Below are 19,879 nucleotides of genomic sequence, written 5' to 3'. Positions count from 1 at the left end.
GCCAGAAGGAGGGACGTCCTGGGCGGGCGGGCCCGCCTGCGCCGGCGCTATGCCAGCGGGCGCTCGAGCACGTTCACGAGCGGCCGTCCCGCGATGAGGTGGCCGCTCTCGACGAAGCCCTCCTCGCGGCCCTCGAGCTCGGACACGAGCCAGGCGCGCATCTGCGCGACGCGCTCCCGGTAGGCGGGCTCGTCGATGAGGTCGTGCGCCTCGCTGCGGTCCTCGGAGAGGTCGAAGTACTGCTCCCGCCCGGTCTGGCTGAACCAGACGTACTTGTCGCGCGGGGTCACGATGTAGTGGTGGGACTGCTCCGGCGTGAAGGCGTGCTCGCCGTGGACGTAGGGCCGCTCGAGCTCCTCCGCGCGCAGGATGTCGCCGGCGAGCGAGGAGCCGTCCACGCCCTCGGGGGCCTCGATGCCGCAGAGGTCGAGCAGCGTGGGCATGACGTCCATGAGCTCGACAACGCTCTGGGAGCGGTGTGCCGGCGCCTTGGCGAGGTGGGTGCCCACGCGGAAGAACAGCGGGATGCGCGCGCTGCCCTCGTAGGGGAGGAGCTTGCGCCAGAGCGAGTGGTCGAAGAGCATCTCGCCGTGGTCGGCGAGAAACACGATAATCGTGTCGTTAAAGGATCCGTCGCGCTTGAGGGCGGAGATGAGCCTGCCCACCTGGTGGTCCACGTGGGTGACCGCGGCGTAGTAGCCGGCCATGGCCTCGTGGCGCAGCGTGGCGTCGCGGCAGCCGTGCACACTGTTGGGCACCATGCCGTCGCGCTCGGTGGCGGCGAGGTCGTCCCAGTCCCCGCGGGCGGGCTCGCGCAGCTCGCGCCGCTCGTAGCGCTCGTAGTAGGAGGCCGGGGCGTCGAGCGGCGGGTGCGGGCGCACGAAGCTCGCCATGAGGAAGAACGGGCGCGTCCGGTCGCGTGTCTCAAGCAGGCGGATCGTCTCGTCCGCAACCCAGTTGGTGGGGTGCAGGCGCTCCTCGTAGACCCAGGGGTGGTAGACCCAGGAGTTGCACTCGGGCCCCGTGCTGTCCACGTCGGCGTCGGGACCGAGCTCGCGCCGAAGGAAGCGCAGGTAGTCGTCATGGACGTCCTGGTGCATCCAGTAGGGGATGTCGACGCCCTGGTAGCACCCCAGATAGCCGTCGTGCAGGCGCAGCGTCTGGAACCCGCATGCCAGGCGCGGCGGGTGCACGTGGAGCTTGCCGGCGCAGGCGGTCTGGTAGCCGGCGTCGGAGAAGACCTGGGGGAGCATGTGGGGGAAGTCCCAGCTCACGCCGTCCTCGTAGCCAACGCGGCCGTGATGCGCGGGCGTCTGGCCCGTGAAGAGGGAGACGCGCGCCGGGAGGCACGTGGGACACGCCGAGTAGGCCCGCTCGAAGAATGTCGACTGCGCCGCGAGAGAGTCGAGGTAGGGCGTCTTGACGTCGGGGTGCCCGGCAAAGCCGAGGCAGTCGCCCCTGAGCTGGTCGCACATGATGAGAAGGACGTTGGGTCGCCCGACGGGCGCCGGGATCTCTGGTCCGGGCATGCTCTGCTCCTTTCGCTCCGTACTACTCGTTATACCGCGCCCCGGCCGGGAGGGACATGGCGCGTCCCGCAGGAGGAGCGGGGCGCGCCGCAGGGGGGCGGGCCTTGCTAGCCCTTGGCGATGATGCCGAGGGCGGAGAGTGCCACGGCCGCCACGAGGGTGATGAAGATCATCTTGGTGGAGGTCATGCCCTTGCGGCCGAGGCCCCAGTAGATGAGGGCCACGATGCCGGCGGGCAGCAGCCCGGGGAGCACGGTGTTGAGCGTGTTCTGGAGGTTGATCGAGGCGCCCGCGACGCTCGGGTTGACGGTGAACACGACGCCGATGTTCGAGGCCACGAGCGATCCCACCATGAAGATGCCGAGCACGCTCGCGGAGGCCGTGATGGCGTTGAGCTTGTTGTGCATGGTGGAGATGAGGTTGCTCCCGGTCTTGTAGGCAAAGCCGGTCTCCCACCAGCGCAGCGCGAAGGTGACGACGCACTCGATGGTCCAGAGGATGATGCCGAGCGGGTTGCCGGTCACGGCCATCGAGGCCGCGAGCGCGCCAAAGATCGTGGGCACGAGCGATCCGAAGATGGCGTCCCCGACCGAGGCGAAGGGGCCCATGAGGCCGGTCTTGATGCCGATAATCGTGTCCTCGGCGGCGGCGCCCTCCTCCTCCTGGACGGCCAGGTCGATGCCGATGACGAGGTTGTTCAGGAAGTTCGAGGTGTTGAAGAACTGGTTCTCGGTCTGCATCATGCGCTTGAGCTCGGGCGTGTGGTCCCCGTAGATCCTGCGCATGACGGGCAGCATCGTGAACAGGTAGCCGGAGCCCTGCATGCGCTCGTAGTTCCACCCGAGCTGGAAGCCAAAGATGCTGCGGCGGTTGATCTGGTTGATGTCGGCCTTGGTAACGGCGTAGCGCGTCGTGCTCTTCTCGTTAGAGCTCATCGTCGTCATCCCCCTCCTGGGCAGTGTCCTGCGAGGCGGTGCGCCCGGACGTGGTCTTGTAGTGGCTCACGGCGAGGAACAGGCCCACGAGCGCGATGCCGAGCATCGGCAGGCCGATGAAGTTGCCGGAGAAGCCCTCGACGGCCCCGGCCACGGCGGTGCCCATCGACTTCACGTTGGTGAAGAGGTAGTTGAAGAAGATGGTGACCACGAAGCCAAAGACGAGGTAGTGCCAGTTCTCCCTGACGGGCAGGTAGCGAAGCAGGATGGCAAAGCCCACCGCGGGCAGGACCGCCCCGGCGACGCCCAGGCCGGTGCCGAGCCAGGCGAGAGGGCCGTTCAGGATGTCCATGAGCGACTGGACGACGCCCTGGCCAAAGGCAAGCGCGAGCGCCGCGGGGAGTGCGCGGGAGAGCGCCCAGGGGATGATGCCGTAGAGGAAGTTGCGCTCGATGCCGGCGTAGTCCTCTCGCTCGATCATGGTGTCGATCCGGTGCTGGAAGAACGTGTTGCAGAATCGGCCGAGCACGTCGACCACGGTGAGGATGGCCGCTACGGGCACGGCGATGGCCGCGAGCGCCTGGGACGGGTCCATGCCGAGGGCGACGGAGAAGGCCGTCGCGATGATAGAGCCCGTGTTGGCGTCAATGTGGCTCGACCCTCCGAAGGTGCCGATGCCCAGGACCGTGAGCTGCATGCTGCCGCCGATGAACATGCCAGTGGCCGGATCGCCCATGATGACGCCGGCCGCGAGGCCAACGAACACGGGCTGGTTGGCCGTCTGCCACCAGTTCTGCCCACACACGACGGTGAACGCAGCCACGAGCGACAACAGCAGGATCTGCAGTGCTCCAATCATTTCTCTTCCTCTCTCCTTGCGGCTGCCTACTATGTATATATAACTATATATAGAGTTATGCTGAGCAGGCGAGAACCTGGGTCACCATCCGCCAGCGGCATCATATTCGTGGTGAACGGCAGCGGTTTGGGGACGGGTTGTCTCTCTCAGAGGCTTTGGGACAGGCCGGCCTGTCCCAAAGAGGCTGCGGCGAATAACCCGTCCCCAAGCCGCTCATGTTTTTTTGCGAAGGCGTTATGTCGTCCCACAAGCAACGGCCGACCGGCTATACTGTCTAAGACCTTTAAGACGGTACGAGAGACCGAAAAGGCGTCCACAACCTAACTGCAGCTGCCTTATTCGGAGTCTCCGCCGCGCGGCGGTTGCTCCGTTTTTTGTAGCTGCGGGTTTGCCCCTGGGCGCACGACGAAAGGGCGGTGTTGATGTGAACCTACTGGTTGACGACGGCAGGCATCCGAGGGCGCTGCTCGCGCTCGAGAACGGGATGCACTTCTTTGGGCGCTCTGCAGGCGCAGAGGGCGAGACCTTCGGCGAGATTGTGTTCAACACCTCGATGGTCGGCTACCAGGAGATCGTCTCCGACCCGTCCTACGCGGGCCAGATCGTGACGCTCACCTACCCCCAGATCGGCAACTACGGGATCAACGAGAAGGACATGCAGGGCGACCCGCTGCACCTCTCCGGTCTCGTGGTCCACGACATGTGCTACACGCCGAGCAACTGGCAGTCCGTGGAGTCCCTGCCCGCCTTCCTCGAGCAGCGCGGCGTCGTTGCCATCGAGGACGTGGACACCCGAGCCCTGACGCTTGCCATCCGCGAGGGCGGCGCCATGCGGGCGGCCATCTCCACCACGGACCTCGACCCGGAGAGCCTCGTCGCCCGCGTCAAGGCTTCCCCGGCCATCGCCGACCACAACTACGTGGCCGACGTCTCCACGGACGAGCCCTACGTCGTGCCCGGCCAGGACGCCGACGGCCAGCCGCGCCTGCGCGTCGTGGCCTACGACTGCGGCGAGAAGAAGGGCATCGCCAAGCGCCTCTCGGCCGCCGGCTGCGAGGTCACCGTCGTGCCGTGGGACACGCCGGCTGAGAAGGTCCTCGAGATGGCGCCCGACGGCGTGTTCTTCTCCAACGGCCCCGGCGACCCCATTTCCGTCCCGCCCGTGGTCGAGGCCGTGCGCGCGTGCCTCGGCAAGCTCCCGGTCTTTGGCATCTGCCTCGGCAACCAGGTCATCTCCATGGCGGCCGGCGGCCAGATTGAGAAGCTCCCGTACGGCCACCACGGCGGCAACGAGCCCGTGATGAACCTGCTCACCGGCAAGGTGGAGATCACCGCGCAGAACCACAACTACGGCCCGGTCTTCTCGTCCTTCGGCCCGCTCGTGCCGGAGCTCTCGGGCGGCGTGGCGGAGCACCCCGCGGACGAGGACCTGCGCTTCTGGAGCCGCCGCCACGTGGCGCCGGTGGTCCAGAGCGAGAAGTACGGCCGCATCCGCCTCACGCACGTCAACCTCAACGACGGCACGCCCGAGGGCATCCAGTTCCTCGACATCCCGGCCTTCTCCATGCAGTACCACCCCGAGGCCAAGCCCGGCCCCAACGACTCCACGTACGCCTTTGCGGCGTTTGCCAAGCTCATGCGCGGCGAGGACGACTACCTCGCCATCGACGTCCGCGAGGGGAGGCGCTTCTAGATGCCCAAGCGCACCGACATCAAGAAGATCCTGATCATCGGCTCCGGCCCCATCGTCATCGGCCAGGCCTGCGAGTTCGACTACTCCGGCACCCAGGCCTGCAAGGCCCTGCGCTCGGAGGGCTACGAGGTTGTGCTCGTGAACTCCAACCCGGCCACCATCATGACGGACCCGGAGACCGCCGACCGCACCTACATCGAGCCCATCACGGTGGAGTCCGTGACCAAGGTCATCGAGAAGGAGCGCCCGGACGCGCTTCTCCCCAACATGGGCGGCCAGACGGGCCTCAACTGCGCCGTGGCCCTCGGCAAGGCCGGCATCCTCGACAAGTACGGCGTCGAGGTCATCGGCTGCGACGTCGACTCCATCGAGACCGGCGAGGACCGCGAGCTCTTTGCCAACGCCATGCGCGACATCGGCCTCGAGGTCGCCAAGTCCGGCATCGCGCACACGGTGGAGGAGTGCGAGAAGATCGCCGACGAGCTCGGCTACCCGGTGGTCCTGCGCCCGGCCTTCACCCTCGGCGGCGCCGGCGGCGGCATGGCCTATGACCACGACGACCTCGTGCACATCGCCGAACAGGGCCTCGCGCTCTCGCCCGAGAGCGAGGTGCTCGTCGAGCAGTCCGTCGAGGGCTGGAAGGAGATCGAGATGGAGGTGATGCGCGACTCCGCGGGCAACGGCGTCGTCATCTGCTCCATCGAGAACCTCGACCCCATGGGCGTCCACACCGGCGACTCCATCACCGTGGCCCCGTGCCAGACCTTGAACGACTTCGAGCTCCAGCGCCTGCGCGACTACTCGCTCGCCATCCTCGAGCGCGTGGGCGTGGCCTGCGGCGGCTCCAACGTGCAGTTTGCCGTGAACCCCGACGACGGCCGCGTCATCGTCATCGAGATGAACCCGCGCGTCTCCCGCTCCTCGGCGCTCGCCTCCAAGGCAACCGGCTTCCCGATCGCCAAGATGGCGGCCCTGCTCTCCGTGGGCTACACGCTCGACGAGATCGAGAACGACATCACGCGCGAGACGCCGGCCTGCTTCGAGCCCTCGATCGACTACTGCGTGGTCAAGGTCCCGCGCTTTGCCTTCGAGAAGTTCAAGGGCACCGACGACACGCTCACCACGCGCATGAAGGCCGTGGGCGAGGTCATGTCTATCGGCGCCACCTTCGAGGAGGCCATGCAGAAGGCCATGCGCTCGCTGGAGCAGGGCCACGCCGGCCTCGGCGCGGACGGCTCGGACGACTTCGCGGGCGTCTCCGAGGAGGAGTTCGAGCGCCGCGTGGCAACGCCCACGCCGGACCGCATCCTCTACGTGACCGAGGCGCTGCGCCGCGGCTGGGGCGTCGAGCGCGTCTTCGAGCTCACCAAGATCGACCACTGGTTCCTGAACCGCATCGCCGACATCGTGCGCGCCGAGGGCGTCATCCGCGAGCGCGGCCTTGCCGGCCTCGACGCGGACACCATGATGGCCGCCAAGCAGCTGGGCTTCTCGGACGCCCAGCTCGCCCACCTCACCAACCAGCGCGAGGACACCGTGCGCGCGGTGCGCGAGGTCCTCGGCGTGCGCCCGTGCATCAAGACCGTCGACACCTGCGCCGGCGAGTTCGCGGCCCGCACGAGCTACCACTACCTCGCCTACGAGAAGGGCGGCGTGACCGAGTTCCACGAGGCCGAGAAGCCCCGCGTGGTCATCCTCTCGGCCGGCCCCAACCGCATTGGCCAGGGCATCGAGTTCGACTACTGCTGCGTGCACGCGGCCTACGCCCTCGCGGCCAAGGGCTACGAGACCGTCATGGTGAACTGCAACCCCGAGACCGTCTCCACGGACTACGACACCTCCGACCGCCTCTACTTCGAGCCGCTCACCTTCGAGGACGTCATGAACGTCATCGAGGTAGAGAAGCCGGTGGGCGTGATCGTCACGCTCGGCGGACAGACCCCGATCAACCTCGCCAAGCGCCTCAAGGCCGCCGGCGTCCCCATCATGGGCACCCAGCCCGAGGCCATCGACCTCGCCGAGGACCGCGACCGCTTCGCGAGCCTGCTCGACCGCCTCGAGATAGCCTACCCGCCCTCGAGCACGGCCGAGACCGTCGACGAGGCCAAGTCCGTGGCGCGCCGCGTGGGCTACCCGCTGCTCGTTCGCCCGAGCTACGTGCTCGGCGGCCGCGGAATGGGCATCGTCTACGATGACGAGGACCTCGTGAGCTACATGGAGGAGGCCACCAAGGTCTCCCCGGACCACCCCGTCTACCTGGACGCCTTCCTCGAGGACGCCATCGAGCTCGACGTGGACGCCCTCTGCGACACCGAGGAGTGCTACGTGGGCGCGGTCCTCGAGCACATCGAGGAGTGCGGCATCCACTCCGGCGACTCCGCCTGCTGCTTCCCGCCCTTCTCGCTCTCCGACCGCCTGGTCGAGAAGGTCCGCGAGACCACGAGGCGCCTGGCGCTTTCCTGCCACATCAGGGGCCTCCTCAACGTGCAGTACGCCGTCCGCGACGAGCAGGTCTTCGTGATCGAGCTCAACCCGCGCGCGAGCCGCACCGTGCCCTTCTCGTCCAAGGCCACCGGCGTTCCGCTCGCCAAGTGCGCCGCGCGCATCATGAGCGGCGAGAAGATCTGTGAGCTTGGGCTCCCGCCGGAGGGCCGCGACCTCGGCTACTACGCGGTCAAGGAGGCCGTCATGCCGTGGAGTCGCTTCCCGGGCGCCGACGTCACGCTCGGCCCCGAGATGAAGTCCACCGGCGAGGTCATGGGGCTCGACGTCACCTTCCCCAAGGCCTACGCCAAGACGCGCGAGGCCATCGAGTACGACGTGCCGCAGTCCGGCAACGTCTTCATCTCGGTCTGCGACCGCGACAAGCGCTCGGTGGCGCCGGTGGCGCTGTCGCTGCGCAACCTCGGGTACGACCTTCTGGCCACGCGCGGCACCGCCAAGACGCTGCGCGCCGCGGGCATCCCGTGCGAGGTCGTGAAGCCCATCTCCGAGGGGCACCCCAACGTCCTCGACCTCATGGCAGCGGGCGAGATCGCCTTCCTCATCAACACGCCCAAGGGGCACAGCTCCCGCGGCGACGGCACCAAGATGAGGAGCGAGGCCGTGAGCCGCGGCATCGACATGGCCACCACCATGTCCGGCGCGGTGGCGCTTGTCCAGGCCATCGCCGCCCTGCGCGAGGGGCCGCTCTCCGTCTACGCCCTCCAGGACCTGTAAGCGTGTAAAAGGGACAGGCACTTTTGCACGCTTCCGCACGCTTTCGACCCCCGTGCGGCGGGCCGTCGGGCTTCACGCCCGGCGGCCCGCCTTATGGGCCGCTTACACGACGCGAACGGGGCTGGGATATCATCGGTGTGAGTGCAGCCCGCAGAAGCAAGGAGAACCCCGTGGCACGTCCGCTCGCTCCCGGATCTATCGTTGACACCCACACCCACACGCACTTCTCGGACGGGGCGGGGACCTTCGAGGAGAACGCGCACGCCGCGGAGGCCGCCGGCTGCCGCGTGCTCGTCTCGACGGACCACCTCACGCTGCCTGCCGTCATGGACCCGGCGGGGGAGGTGCAGGTCGTGGAGGCCGAGCTCCCCGAGCACCGCGCCGCGTGGGAGGCCGCCCGCGACGCCCACCCCGGCCTCGAGATGATCTACGGGTTCGAGTGCGACTGGTACCCCGGCTGCGAGGGCAACGTCGAGCGCTGGGCGGCCGACGCACAGGTTCTCCTGGGAAGTGTCCACTGGCTGGGCGAGCAGGACGACGGGGCCTGGATCGACGACCCCTCCGACCAGCGCATCTGGCGCGAGCTCGGCCCCGACGAGGTGTGGCGCCGCTACGCCGCCACGTGGTGCCGCGCCTGCGAGAGCCCGCTTCCCTTCTCCACGATGGCGCACCCCGACCTCGCCATGCGCTTCGCGAACGCGGGCTTTGCCCCTACGATCGACCTCGTGCCCCTCTGGGACCAGATGGCGTCCTGTGCGCGCGACACGGGGCGGCGCGTGGAGCTCTCCACGGCCGGCTGGCGCAAGGGGGTGGGGGACTACTACCCCGCCCGCGGCCTGCTCGAGCGCTTCCGACGCGCGCGGGTGCCCATCACCGTTGGCTCGGACGGCCACCGGCCGGAAGACATATGCGACGGGATCCGCGCCGCCTACGCGCACGCCTGGGAGGTGGGCTACCGCACGGCCGAGGTCCCGCGCGCGGACGGCTCCTGGGAGTCCATGCCGCTGCGGTAGGGCACCGGGGCGGCCGCCCTTCTCGTCGTACCCCGATTTAGGCAAAAGGCACGCTCCGTAGGCCTGGGGCGTGCCTTTCGCGTGGGCCATGTGCTCGCCGCCGGGCGAGAAGGACGTGCGCCCGCCTATGCCTCGTCCGCGAAGGCGGGGTTTGACCAGGCCGTCCGCCCGCGCGCGTCGACGCACTCGACGCGAAGGTAGGTCTCGCCGCCACGCAGCTCGAACTCCGCGTGCGTGAGGCCCTCGGTGCCGGCCTGCGCGATGACGGTGCCGCCCGCGTTGACGGGGCCTCCCGCCACGAGGTTCACGCGCTCGCACGGCGAGCACTCGACCCACACCCGCCCGGCCTCGACTCCCCAGGAGAGGAGCTCGGGGCCGCTCGAGGAGTAGTAGTCGCCTGCGAGAAGCGCGCGGACGATAGCGTCCCTCGAGAGCTCGGGAGCTCGCACGACGACCCAGCCGCCGAAGGCGTCGTCGAACAGGCCCTCGTTATGGTTGTCGTCGGAGGCAAAGCCGAGCACGCGACGCCCGCGGCGCAGCATGAGGTCCCAGTAGGTGACGTCATAGCCGGTCCCGGACTCGTTCACCGTATCGTAGTTGAAGATCTCGAGCGCGAAGTACCCCTCGGCCCCGCAGAACTCGTCTGGTTCCACGCGGCTCCAGATGGGGTGGTTGTACGTCACGACGCAGCCGCGCTCGGCAAGGCGCCGCGCCAGCTCGCCGGCCACGGCCTCGCCGTCCCAGCTCCCGTGGCAGCGGATCGGCTCGAGGCGCTCCATGTGCGAGAAGAGCCGCGGCGCCGCGCCGACCATCTCGTCGGTCCCGAGGATGCCGTGCATGTGATGGCAGCGCAGGCGCACGGACTCGGACTCGTCCGCGTACAGGTAGGCCGAGGCCTCGAGGCCGGGGAGGATGACGAAGCCCTCGTCGTCGAAGGCGTCCGAGTAGTCGGTGTAGAGGTCGTGCTCGGAGAGGCACAGGAAGTCGTAGCCGTGCGCGCGGAAGGCCGCGACGGACTCCGCGGGGGTGAGGCGGCCGTCGGAGTTGGTGGTGTGGCTGTGCAGGTTGCCCTTGTAGCGGCTGCCGCCGGGGGCGAGGAAGGCCTGGTCTGAGAAGGGCATGGTGCGCTCCTTGCTGTCGGTGGGGCGAAGGGGAGGCGTGCAAAGGGGACGGACTGACGTCCCTCTCGCCGGCGCCCCCGTTACGCGGCGCTCTCGGCGGGGATGCAGAGGCAGTCGTGCTCGGGGAGGGTGAGCCAGACGGTGTCGAGGTCGTCGAACATGTGGAAGCTGCGGAAGAGGACGTCGACGCGCAGCGTGGTCTCGCCCACGTTGACGGTGTAGCGCAAAACGTTGCCGCGCGGGGTGCTGTCGACGACGGTGCCGCGCACCACGTAGGCGCCCTCGGCGGCCTCGGGCCTCTCGAGGGAGATGCCGATGGTCTCGGGGCGCACGGCGACCACGTTGCCGGCCGGGACGGCAACGCCGGTCAGGCGGGAGAACTCGCCGGCGCTGAGCTGGTTGTAGCTCCCGATGAAGCTCGCGGCGAACTCCGAGACGGGGCTCGTGTAGACCTCGACGGGGCTGCCGGCCTGCTCGATGCGGCCGGAGTGGAAGAGCTGGATCACGTCGGACATGACCATGGCCTCGTCCTGGTCGTGCGTGACGAAGATGGTGGTGAGGCCGAGCTCCTTGTGGATCTCGCGGATGCGGGACTGCAGCGCCTTGCGGAGCTTGGCGTCGATGGCCGAGAGGGGCTCGTCGAGCAGGAGCACCGAGGGCTCGGTCACGATGGAGCGGGCGAGGGCCGCGCGCTGCTGCTGGCCGCCGGAGAGGTTGGCCGGGTAGGCGCGCTCCTTGCCCTTGAGCTCGACCATCTCGATGGCGTCCGCGACCTTCTTCTCGATTTGGTCCTTCGGCACCTTCTTCATCTTGAGGCCGAAGGCGACGTTCTGCTCGACGGTCATGTTGGGGAAGAGGCTGTACTGCTGGAAGACCATGCCGATGTTGCGCTTGGACGCGGGCACGTTGGTGACGTCGCGGCCGTCGAGCACGATCTGGCCCTCGCTGACGCTCTCGAGGCCCGAGAGGCAGCGCAGCAGCGTGGACTTGCCGCAGCCGGAGGGGCCGAGCAGCGTCACGAGGTCGCCCTGCTGGATGCCGAAGTTGATGTGGTCGAGGACGGTGTTGTCGCCGAAGCGCTTAACGACGTCCCTAAACTCGATGTAAGCCATGTTATGCCTGCTCCTTAGCGTTGTTCTGGGCGGCGCCCTGAAGCTTCAGGACGAGCGCGGTTACGAGCGCGACCACCACGAAGATGATGACGACGACGGCGCTCGAAAGACCGCTCGAGACGTCCATGTTCGCCTGGAGGAACACCTGGATGTTCTGGTAGTTGGTGCCGGCGATGTTGTTGGCGAGCACGAAGTCGCCGAAGATGATGCTCTCGGCGAGCAGGCTCGAGACGAGGATGCCGGAGAGGATGTTGGGCAGGACCACCTGCACGTAGGCGCGGAAGCGCCCGCACCCGAGCATCTCGGCCGCCTGGATGAGCATGCCCGCGTCGATGGAGTTGAGCGCGTTGCGGATGCCCTGGTAGATGTAGGGGAGCACCAGGATCGTGTAGGCGCCGAAGAGCATGAACATGCGGTTGGAGAGGATCGTGCCCGTCCCGGTGTAGAGCGAGATGATGCCGATCGAGAGGATCACGCCCTGCAGGGCGTACGGGATCATGCAGAGGAACTGCATCACCGGCGCGACCTTGCGGTTGACGGCCACGACGACGTACATCGCGAGCAGGATGAGCACGATCGTGATGGCGACGCTCACCAGGCACAGGACGAGCGTGCGCCCGATGGAGGCCCAGAACACGGTGTTGGTGAAGAGCTCCTGGTAGTTGCGCAGGGTGAAGCCGGACGGAAGGATGTCGGTCCACTCCACGAACAGCGAGTACACGAGCGTCGCCAGGAAGGGGACGAGCAGGTAGGCGGCAACGACGCCGAGGAAGATCTTGCCGGCGAGCGAGGTCTTCTGGGCGGGTGCGTGCGCGGCGCGCAGGTTCTTCTCGGCCATCAGACGAGCTCCCTTCCCTTGGCGGCGCGGCGCGTGAAGTAGTTGTTCACGAGCGTGCACACGACCATGAGCGCGATGAGCACCACGGCCAGCGCGCCGCCGGTGGCCGCGTCGGTCTGGACGTCGCCCTTGAAGCGCGAGGTGATCTGCAGGGCGAGAAGCGCATAGTTGTTCATCACGAGCGCGTAGGCGGTGGCGTAGGCCGCGAGCGCGTTGGAGAAGAGCACCGAGAGGGTGCCGAGGATCGACGGCATGAGGTTGGGGATGACGATCCTGAACCAGTAGTCGAAGGTCGACGCCTGCAGGATCGTGGCGGCCTCGCGCCAGGACTTCCTGATGCCCGCGAAGGCGGGGATGAGCAGCAGCGTGGCCAGCGGGATCTGGAAGTAGATGTACATGATCACGAGGCCGTCGGCCCCGTAGAGGTCGAAGTTGGCGAGAAGCGGGATGCCGAAGCGCTGGCCGATGAGCGTGAGCACGCCGGCGTTGCCCATGAGGATCATGAAGGCGAAGGCCAGGGGCACGCCGGAGAAGTTCGACATCATGTTGAGGATCATCGTGAAGGCGTTGCGCACGCGAGGACTCGCCTCGTGGGCGAAGCGCGCGGCGAGAAACGCCACGACGATGCCGACCACGGCGGAAAGCAGGCTGATCCAGACGCTGTTCCAGATGGACTGCTGGTAGAGCGGGGTGGTGAAGACGCGGACGTAGTTCTCGAGGCCGAGCGTCTCGGAGTCGCGCCCGATGACGCTGTTGAGCGCCAGCTGCAGGAGCGGCATGATCTCGAAGAGTGCGACGATGACGAAGAACGGGACGATGGCGACCCAGCCGAGGCGCCTGCGGGACCCTGCGCGGCCCTGCGCGCGGGTCCCGGTCCCGGAGCCCGACGCGGCGGTCGCACCCCGGGCGCCCGCGTCCTTCTCGCCGATGGTGACGGTGTTTTCCATACGCGCGGGCCGGGCGCGCGCGGCACCCGGCCCTGCCTCCTTCTTGTGACTAGCCGAGGATCGGGATGATGTTCTCCTGGTACCAGGTGATCATGTCCTGGCACACGCCGCTCCAGACGGACTCGTCGACGGTCTGGACGTGGTCGCCGTACTGCTCGTCGGGCAGGCGCAGGGCCGCCACGTCCTCGGGCAGCTCAACGTCGCGGATCGGGGTGGCGTAGCCGCGCGCGAGGTTGATCTGGCCCTCGTCGGAGAGGATGAACTCGCGGGCGAGGCAGGCGGCCGCCGGGTGCGGCGCGTTCTTGTTGATGATCGTGCAGTAGCCGGACTGGACGGAGGCGTCCGACGGGATGCTGACCGAGAACTGCGCGTTGGGGTTGTTCTCGAGGATCTGGTCGCGGTAGTTGAGGGAGTTGTAGTCCCAGTTGATGCAGACGTCGATCTCGCCGGACTCGATGCGCGCGAGCGAGGCGTCGGAGACGTCGAGGCGGCCCTGCTCGGCGAGCTGCTTCAGGAAGTCGTAGCCGGGCTGCATGTCGTCGATGCCGCCGCCGAGCGCGTAGGCCGCGGCGAGCACCGCGTACTGCGCCACGGCCGCCGCCGTGACGTCGCCCACGCAGACGTTGTAGTCGCCGTCGAGGAGGTCCTGGAAGCTCGTCGGAGCGCTGGGCACGGTGGAGTCGTTGGACATGAGGGAGATGGTGCCGTAGTAGCCCACGACCCAGTCGCCGTCGTCGTCCTTGGCCCAGTCAGGGATCTCGTCCCAGTAGCTCGTCTTGTACTTGAGCGTGAGCTCCTGCTCCTCGGCAGTGGGACCCCAGGACTGGCCCACGTCGCCGATGTCCTTGGTGCCGTCGACGCCCTCCTCGCGGAACATCGCCAGCTCCTCGGAGGAGGACATGTCCTGGTCGGCGTGCGTGATGCCGTACTCGGCCTCGATGTCCTCCCAGGTCTCGACCCAGTTGGCCCAGGTGTCCGGCATGCCGACGGAGGCGATCTCGCCCTCCTCCTGCGCCTGGGCGACGAGGTCCTCGAGGCTCATCGAGTTGTAGTCCACGGCCGGCTGTGCCGAGCCGCCGTCATCGCAGCCGGTGAGGCCGAGGCCGGCGGCGCAGGCGAGGCTGGCCATGCCGACCATGCCGAGGAAGTTGCGGCGCGAGAGCGCGCGCATGCCGACGAGGTGGGTGGTGCTCTTCTTCACAGGTGCTCCCTTCGGGTCGTGCCATGGGAAACGGTCAGCCGCGCGCCAGTCGCACGGCTTGCTCACGGCGTGAGTCTATGGGACGCTCAGCGCGCCGTGTCGCCCGTTCGACCCGCGCTTTCGAAAAGCTGACGCTCCATTACGTCTCGCTGACCTCGCCGTGCCGGCGGCTTACGCAAGTCTGTGCGTTCTCTTACGCGGGGATTGCGCGACCCCCCCGTCGCGCCCCCGGCGCTCCGAGCGCTATCATGGCTAGGTCAGAGAGGAGGCGAGAAGGGCGTGCTGCAGATTGCCGTGTGCGACGACGAGCGGGCCGCCGCGGACCTCATCGCGGGCCTCGCGCGCGACTGGGCGCGCGGGCGCGGCGTCGAGGCGCGCGTGGACACGTTCGTCTCCGCCGACGCGCTGTTCTTCTCGCTCGACGACGGCGCCCCGGACGTGGCGCTGCTCGACATAGAGATGCCCGGCGCGAGCGGCATGGAGCTCGCGCGGCTCCTGCGCGAGCGCGGCGAGCGCACGCAGGTCGTCTTCGTGACCGGCATCATCGACCACGTCTTCGACGGCTATGACGTGGACGCGGTCTCCTACCTACTCAAGCCGGCGCGCGCCGACAGGCTCTTCTTGGCGCTCGACCGCGCGCGGGAGCGCCTGGGGCGCGCCGAGCCCGTGCTCGTGGTGGAGTCCGCGGGCGAGACGAGCCGCGTCGTAGTCTCGCGCGTCTGCTACGTGGAGGGGTCGGGCCACGACGCGCTCGTGCACCTGGCGGACGGGACGTGCCTGCGCAGCAAGGAGGGGCTCGCGCGCGTGGAGGCCGAGCTCGCTGAGGAGTCGACGCTCTTTACGAAGTGCCACCGCTCCTGCCTGGTGAACCTCGCGCACGTGCGGCGCATCACCCGCCGCGACGTGGAGATGGACGACGGCGCGAGCCTGCCGATCGCGCGCGGGCGCTGGGAGCCGCTCAACCAGGCGTGGCTCGCGTGGTGCCGGGGGACCCTCGGATGAGCGGGGCGGAGCTCGCGGTGGCCCTGGGGTCCCAGGCGGCCTGGCTCGTCGCCTACGTCCTGCACGTCGCGTCGCTCGGGCGGCTGCGCGCGAGCCGCGGCGCGTGGGCGGTGACGCTCGGGACCTGCGCGCTCGCGCTCGCCGCGGGCTGGCTCGGGGAGGACCTGGCTACCTGGGCGCTCACCGGGGCCCTCTCGGGCGCGGCGCGCGCCGGGGCGCCCTGGGGCGTCGCCGCTGCATGGCTCGCGGTCACGTTCGCCCTCGTCCTTCTCGACGCGTTCTTCGACGAGGAACCGCTCGCGCTGACCTGGCGCGCCGCCGTGGCGCCCGGGCTCGCCGAGGCGGCCCTTGTGGGCCTGGCGTGCGTCGCGTTCGGGGGGCGCGCGCCCGGGCGGGTCGTTGCCGCGCTCACAGTGGCGCCGCTCGCGCTCGCGTTCGTGCTCGCCATGCGGCGCCGCGGCACGCTCTCTCGCCGCGACGTGGCCCTTCTCGCCTGCGTCATGGCCGCGCTCGGGACGCTCACGGTCGCGGGGCCGCCCGCCTCCGCGGCGCTCGCGCTTCTCGCCGCCTTTGGCTCCTACGCGCTCGTCACCGGGGGCTACGCGCGCCTGCGCCGCGGCTTCGAGAGCTCGGCCGAGCGCTTCCAGCAGGAGGTGCTCTCCCGCCAGTACGACGAGATCCGCGCCATCTACCTGGACATGCGCGGCTGGCGCCACGACTACCACAACCACCTTCAGGTCATGAAGGCCGAGCTCGCCGCCGGGCAGCTCGCGGAGCTCTCCGCCTACCTCGACGAGCTCGAGGCCGACCTCGACCGCGTGGACACCTACGTCAAGTCCGGCAACCTCATGGTGGACGCCATCCTGAACTCCAAGCTCAGCCTTGCCGAGCGCGACGGCGTGGCCGTGACATGCAAGGCGCGCGTGCCCGACGCGCTCACGGTGGACGACGTGGACCTCTGCGTGATCCTGGGCAACCTGCTCGACAACGCGATCGAGGCCTGCGCGGCGCTGCCCGCGGACGGCCGGTGGCTGCGCGTCTACGTGGCCGCGCGCGGCAGCCAGCTCTACGCGTCCATCCAGAACTCCGCCGTGGAGGACCCGAGCTTCAACCAGCGCAACTACATCAGCGAGAAGCGCGGCAACCACGGCCTGGGCATGAAGCGCGTGGCCGCGGTGGTCGAGAAGTACGAGGGCTTCCTGAACCTCGCCAACGAGCCGGGCGTCTTTGCCGCCGAGGTCAGCCTGCCGCTGTAGCGTGCAAAGGGGACAGTCACTTTTGCACGGCGCGGTCGGCCGGCGCCGCTCGCCGAAAGCTGTGGGTCCGCGCGGCGCCCGCGCCCTATGATGGAGCCGTCCTGTTCCCGGCGAAAGGTCGTCATGCTCTAGGTCTCTCCTGACATACTGGTTTCGTTTGAACAGGGGAGAGACATGACATCCATCACGCCTGCCGCGCGGGAGTACTTCCGTGCCTTCTTCGACCACAACCGTGCCCGCTTCGCGGCGGCGCTCGCGCTCACGGTGCTCGACATCCCGTCGGCCCTCATCGGCTCCTGGCTGCTCGGGGAGATCATCGACGTCATCGCCGCCGGCGACCTCGGGCGGCTCCAGGCTCTTCTCGCCCTCTGCGCCGTCTTCATGGTGGCGTCGTTTGCGATTAGCGTGGGGATGTACCGCGCCAAGTCGGACTTCGTGTTCCGGGCGCTGGTGAGCTACAAGTCGCTGGCGTTCAGGCGCCTCTCCGAGAAGAGCATCCGCGCCTTCTCGCGCGAGAACACGGGCAGCTACCTCAGCCTGCTCACCAACGACGTGGCCTCAGTCGAGGAGGGCTACCTCAAGCGGTCGTTCCTGCTCGTCTATCACGCGCTGCTCTTCGTGGGCACGCTCGCGATGATGCTCTTCTACAGCGTGCCGCTGACGCTGGCCGCTGTGGCGCTCTCGCTGCTGCCGCTTGCGGCCTCCGTGCTCATGGGCCGCGAGCTCGCCGTCCGCGAGCGCGCCGTGTCCGACCGCAACGAGGCCTTCGTCTCCGAGCTGCGCGACCTCTTGGCCGGCTTCTCCGTCATCAAGAGCTTCAAGGCCGAGGCGCAGGCGCGCGGCCTCTTCGACGCGGCGAGCGGGGCGGCCGAGGAGGCAAAGCGCGCCCGCTACTGGTGGGACTGCCTGATCACCGCGGTTTCCGGCGACCTGTGCTCGGTGCTGCTTCAGTTTGGCGTGTTCTTCATTGGGGCGTGGCTCGCCATCGACGGGCAGATCACGGCCGGCACGGTGCTCATCTTTGTGAACCTGTGCAACTACCTCATGCAGCCGATTAGCATCGTGCCGCAGTACTGGGCGAGCCGACGGGCCGCCGCGGGCCTGGTGGAGAAGCTCGCCGCGGCCACGCGCGAGAACGCGGAGCGCGCCGGCGAGAGGATCGATTCGCGGCTCGAGCGCGGCATCGAGGTCTCGGGCGTGAGCTTTGGCTACGAGCCGGGCGCGCCGGTGCTGCGCGACGTCTCGCTTGAGCTTGCGGCCGGGCGCAGCTACGCGGTGGTGGGCGCCTCCGGTTCCGGCAAGTCCACGCTGCTCAACCTCCTCATGGGCGGCTACGACGGCTACGAGGGCTCTATTACGCTGGACGGCCACGAGCTGCGCGACGTGGAGGCCGGCAGCCTCTACGACCTGGTGAGCCTCATCGACCAGAGCGTCTTCCTCTTCGACGACACGATCCGCGCCAACGTGACGATGTTTCGCGACTTCCCCGACGAGGCGGTGGACGACGCCGTGCGCCGCGCCGGCCTGGCGGCTCTGGTGGCCGAGAAGGGCGAGGGCTTCCGCTGCGGCGAGAACGGCTCCGCGCTCTCCGGCGGCGAGCGGCAGCGCGTCTCGATCGCGCGGGCTCTCCTGCGGCGCACGCCGGTGCTGCTGGTTGACGAGGCCACGGCGGCGCTCGACAACCAGACGGCTCGCGCGGTGGGCGAGGAGATCTTGGGGCTCGAGGGGCTCACGCGCGTGGTGGTGACGCACCGTCTGGAGGCGCCGCTGCTCGAGCGCTACGACGAGGTCGTTGCCCTGCGCGATGGGCGCGTGGTGGAGCGCGGGACCTTCGACGAGCTCATGGCGGCCCGCGGCTACTTCTACTCCCTCTTCACGGTGAGCAACTAGCGTGCAAAAGGGACAGGCACTTTTGCACGGTACGACGGCGCGCGGCGAGCGACGGCGTCAGCGGAGCCAGTCGTCGAGGTGCGCCGCGAGCTGGGGCTCGAAGTCCGCGCCCTTCTCGCCGAGAAGGGCCAGCGGCTCGCCCACGGTGGCTCCCGGGCAAACGCGCCGCAGGTCGCGTGCCATGTCCGCAGCCGTTCCCATGCTGTCCGCGAGCGTGCAGACGGGCCGGACGGCGTGGCCGGTGAAGTCGTGGGGGCCGCGCTGCGCGAGCGCCGCCTCGACCGGCTGGGCGAGATGCCCGTCCCGGACGGGCGCGCAGACGACGATGGTCTCGTAGCGCTCGAGGATGCTCGGCAGGTGGGGCTGGATGACGAGTGCGCCGCCCTTCTCGACCACCTCGTTGACCATAACGAGGCTCTGCCCGTGCGGTGCGTCAGCGCGATGCGAGAAGAGCCGCTCGCAGAGCAGCCGCTCGAGCGCTTCGGCGGCCTCCGAGGCGGGGGAGGGCTCCGCCTCCATGAGGTGACCCTCGTCGTCGAGCGCCTTGCCCGCGCGCGAGAGGTAGATGACGCACACGTGCCGGTCCTCCGGCAGGGGGCGGCTGTCAGCGTGCCACATGGCAACTCCCTTCTCCGCTATGCTGCCATTGTAGTGCCGCGTCGCGGAGGGGGCTGTCATGACGTATGAGGTTCGCGAGCTCGGGACCGCCGAGCGCGAGGCGCGCATCGCCGAGATCCTCGACCTCTACCAGGCCGTCGGCTGGGTCAACTACACGAGCCGCCCGGAGATGGTCCGCGCCGCGCTTGCCGGCTCGCTTGCGGTGTGGGGCGCCTTTGCGGGCGAGAGGCTCGTGGGGTTCGCGCGCGTCGTGGGCGACGGGGCCTCGATCGTCTTTCTCCAGGACGTGGTCGTGGCGCCCGAGCTTCACCGCCGCGGCATCGGAGGGGCCCTCGTGCGCGCGGTGCTCGAGCGCTTCGGCGGCGTCTACCAGACGGAGCTTCTCGCCGATGATGGCCCCGGGACCTGTGCGTTCTACGAGTCGCTCGGCTTCACGCGCGCCGAGCGCCTGGGGTGCGTGGCCTACGTGCGCCTTGTGCCCGCTGGGTAGGCCGCCGCGGCGCCCGCTGGCCCGCACTCGCGAGTGCGGGCATCGAGTGCGGGCGATTGCGGGCGTGCGGGGCCGGGAGTGCGGGCGCCCGCTCGTGCTTTGGCGAGAAGTGCGGGCGCGAGGGGTGTGTAAGGACCGCACTTCTCGAGCGCCTGC

General features: G+C 68.8%; 16 protein-coding genes. 7 read left to right on the top strand and 9 right to left on the bottom strand.

Going from position 1 to position 19,879, the window contains the following annotated elements:
* Positions 1-47: 47 nt before the first annotated feature.
* The 3 genes from H6A23_RS04835 to H6A23_RS04825 form a co-directional block, all read right to left on the bottom strand.
* Positions 48-1,529, bottom strand: coding sequence for an arylsulfatase (locus H6A23_RS04835; RefSeq protein ID WP_204831065.1), 1,482 nt, complete (start codon positions 1,527-1,529; stop codon positions 48-50).
* 107 nt (positions 1,530-1,636) lie between these two features.
* Positions 1,637-2,464 carry a PTS system mannose/fructose/sorbose family transporter subunit IID gene (locus H6A23_RS04830; protein WP_286165809.1) on the bottom strand — a complete coding sequence of 276 codons (828 nt, stop codon included), beginning with the start codon at positions 2,462-2,464 and terminating at the stop codon, positions 1,637-1,639.
* Positions 2,454-3,323 (bottom strand): PTS mannose/fructose/sorbose/N-acetylgalactosamine transporter subunit IIC, encoded by an 870-nt coding sequence (locus tag H6A23_RS04825; RefSeq protein ID WP_204831063.1) that lies wholly within the window; start codon positions 3,321-3,323, stop codon positions 2,454-2,456. The genes H6A23_RS04830 and H6A23_RS04825 overlap by 11 nt, the downstream gene beginning before the upstream one ends.
* 424 nt (positions 3,324-3,747) lie before the next feature.
* Between H6A23_RS04825 and carA the strand changes: the two genes are divergently transcribed.
* The 3 genes from carA (at position 3,748) to H6A23_RS04810 (ending at position 9,248) form a co-directional block, all read left to right on the top strand.
* Positions 3,748-5,016 (top strand): glutamine-hydrolyzing carbamoyl-phosphate synthase small subunit, encoded by a 1,269-nt coding sequence (carA, locus tag H6A23_RS04820; protein WP_204831062.1) that lies wholly within the window; start codon positions 3,748-3,750, stop codon positions 5,014-5,016.
* Positions 5,017-8,235, top strand: coding sequence for a carbamoyl-phosphate synthase large subunit (gene carB, locus H6A23_RS04815; protein ID WP_204831061.1), 3,219 nt, complete (start codon positions 5,017-5,019; stop codon positions 8,233-8,235).
* Between the two features lie 170 nt (positions 8,236-8,405).
* The gene (locus H6A23_RS04810) at positions 8,406-9,248 is read left to right on the top strand and encodes a PHP domain-containing protein (protein WP_353653015.1); all 843 of its coding nucleotides are present in this window, start codon (positions 8,406-8,408) and stop codon (positions 9,246-9,248) included.
* 125 nt (positions 9,249-9,373) lie between these two features.
* On the opposite strand, the gene H6A23_RS04805 is transcribed toward H6A23_RS04810, so the two are convergent.
* From H6A23_RS04805 to H6A23_RS04785, 5 genes are all read right to left on the bottom strand, one after another.
* Positions 9,374-10,369 carry a hypothetical protein gene (locus H6A23_RS04805; RefSeq protein WP_204831060.1) on the bottom strand — a complete coding sequence of 332 codons (996 nt, stop codon included), beginning with the start codon at positions 10,367-10,369 and terminating at the stop codon, positions 9,374-9,376.
* Between the two features lie 80 nt (positions 10,370-10,449).
* A complete protein-coding gene (locus H6A23_RS04800) occupies positions 10,450-11,481 on the bottom strand; it encodes an ABC transporter ATP-binding protein (RefSeq protein WP_204831059.1) in 1,032 nt (343 codons plus the stop codon).
* Position 11,482: 1 nt separating this feature from the next.
* Positions 11,483-12,319 carry an ABC transporter permease gene (locus tag H6A23_RS04795; protein ID WP_204831058.1) on the bottom strand — a complete coding sequence of 279 codons (837 nt, stop codon included), beginning with the start codon at positions 12,317-12,319 and terminating at the stop codon, positions 11,483-11,485.
* Complete coding sequence (locus H6A23_RS04790) at positions 12,319-13,266, bottom strand: ABC transporter permease (RefSeq protein ID WP_204831057.1); 948 nt, start codon at positions 13,264-13,266, stop codon at positions 12,319-12,321. The genes H6A23_RS04795 and H6A23_RS04790 overlap by 1 nt, the downstream gene beginning before the upstream one ends.
* A gap of 49 nt (positions 13,267-13,315) precedes the next feature.
* Positions 13,316-14,467 (bottom strand): ABC transporter substrate-binding protein, encoded by a 1,152-nt coding sequence (locus tag H6A23_RS04785; RefSeq protein WP_353653014.1) that lies wholly within the window; start codon positions 14,465-14,467, stop codon positions 13,316-13,318.
* 279 nt (positions 14,468-14,746) lie between these two features.
* Here H6A23_RS04785 and H6A23_RS04780 point away from each other — a divergent pair, with 279 nt between their 5' ends.
* The 3 genes from H6A23_RS04780 (at position 14,747) to H6A23_RS04770 (ending at position 18,615) form a co-directional block, all read left to right on the top strand.
* Positions 14,747-15,469: a LytR/AlgR family response regulator transcription factor gene (locus H6A23_RS04780; protein ID WP_204831056.1), complete on the top strand. Its 723-nt coding sequence runs from the start codon at positions 14,747-14,749 to the stop codon at positions 15,467-15,469.
* On the top strand, positions 15,466-16,725 hold the full coding sequence (locus H6A23_RS04775; protein WP_204831055.1) for a sensor histidine kinase: 1,260 nt from the start codon (positions 15,466-15,468) through the stop codon (positions 16,723-16,725). The genes H6A23_RS04780 and H6A23_RS04775 overlap by 4 nt, the downstream gene beginning before the upstream one ends.
* Before the next feature lie 174 nt (positions 16,726-16,899).
* A complete protein-coding gene (locus H6A23_RS04770; RefSeq protein WP_204831054.1) occupies positions 16,900-18,615 on the top strand; it encodes an ABC transporter ATP-binding protein in 1,716 nt (571 codons plus the stop codon).
* 57 nt (positions 18,616-18,672) lie between these two features.
* On the opposite strand, the gene H6A23_RS04765 is transcribed toward H6A23_RS04770, so the two are convergent.
* Positions 18,673-19,233 (bottom strand): hypothetical protein, encoded by a 561-nt coding sequence (locus tag H6A23_RS04765; protein ID WP_204831053.1) that lies wholly within the window; start codon positions 19,231-19,233, stop codon positions 18,673-18,675.
* Between the two features lie 58 nt (positions 19,234-19,291).
* Between H6A23_RS04765 and H6A23_RS04760 the strand changes: the two genes are divergently transcribed.
* Positions 19,292-19,723 (top strand): GNAT family N-acetyltransferase, encoded by a 432-nt coding sequence (locus H6A23_RS04760; RefSeq protein WP_204831052.1) that lies wholly within the window; start codon positions 19,292-19,294, stop codon positions 19,721-19,723.
* The last annotated feature ends 156 nt before the right edge of the window (positions 19,724-19,879 follow it).

It is taken from the genome of Olsenella uli (assembly GCF_016900775.1).
Taxonomy (GTDB): Bacteria; Actinomycetota; Coriobacteriia; order Coriobacteriales; family Atopobiaceae; genus Thermophilibacter; species Thermophilibacter uli_A.
This window is presented reverse-complemented; position numbering and strand designations above follow the sequence as displayed.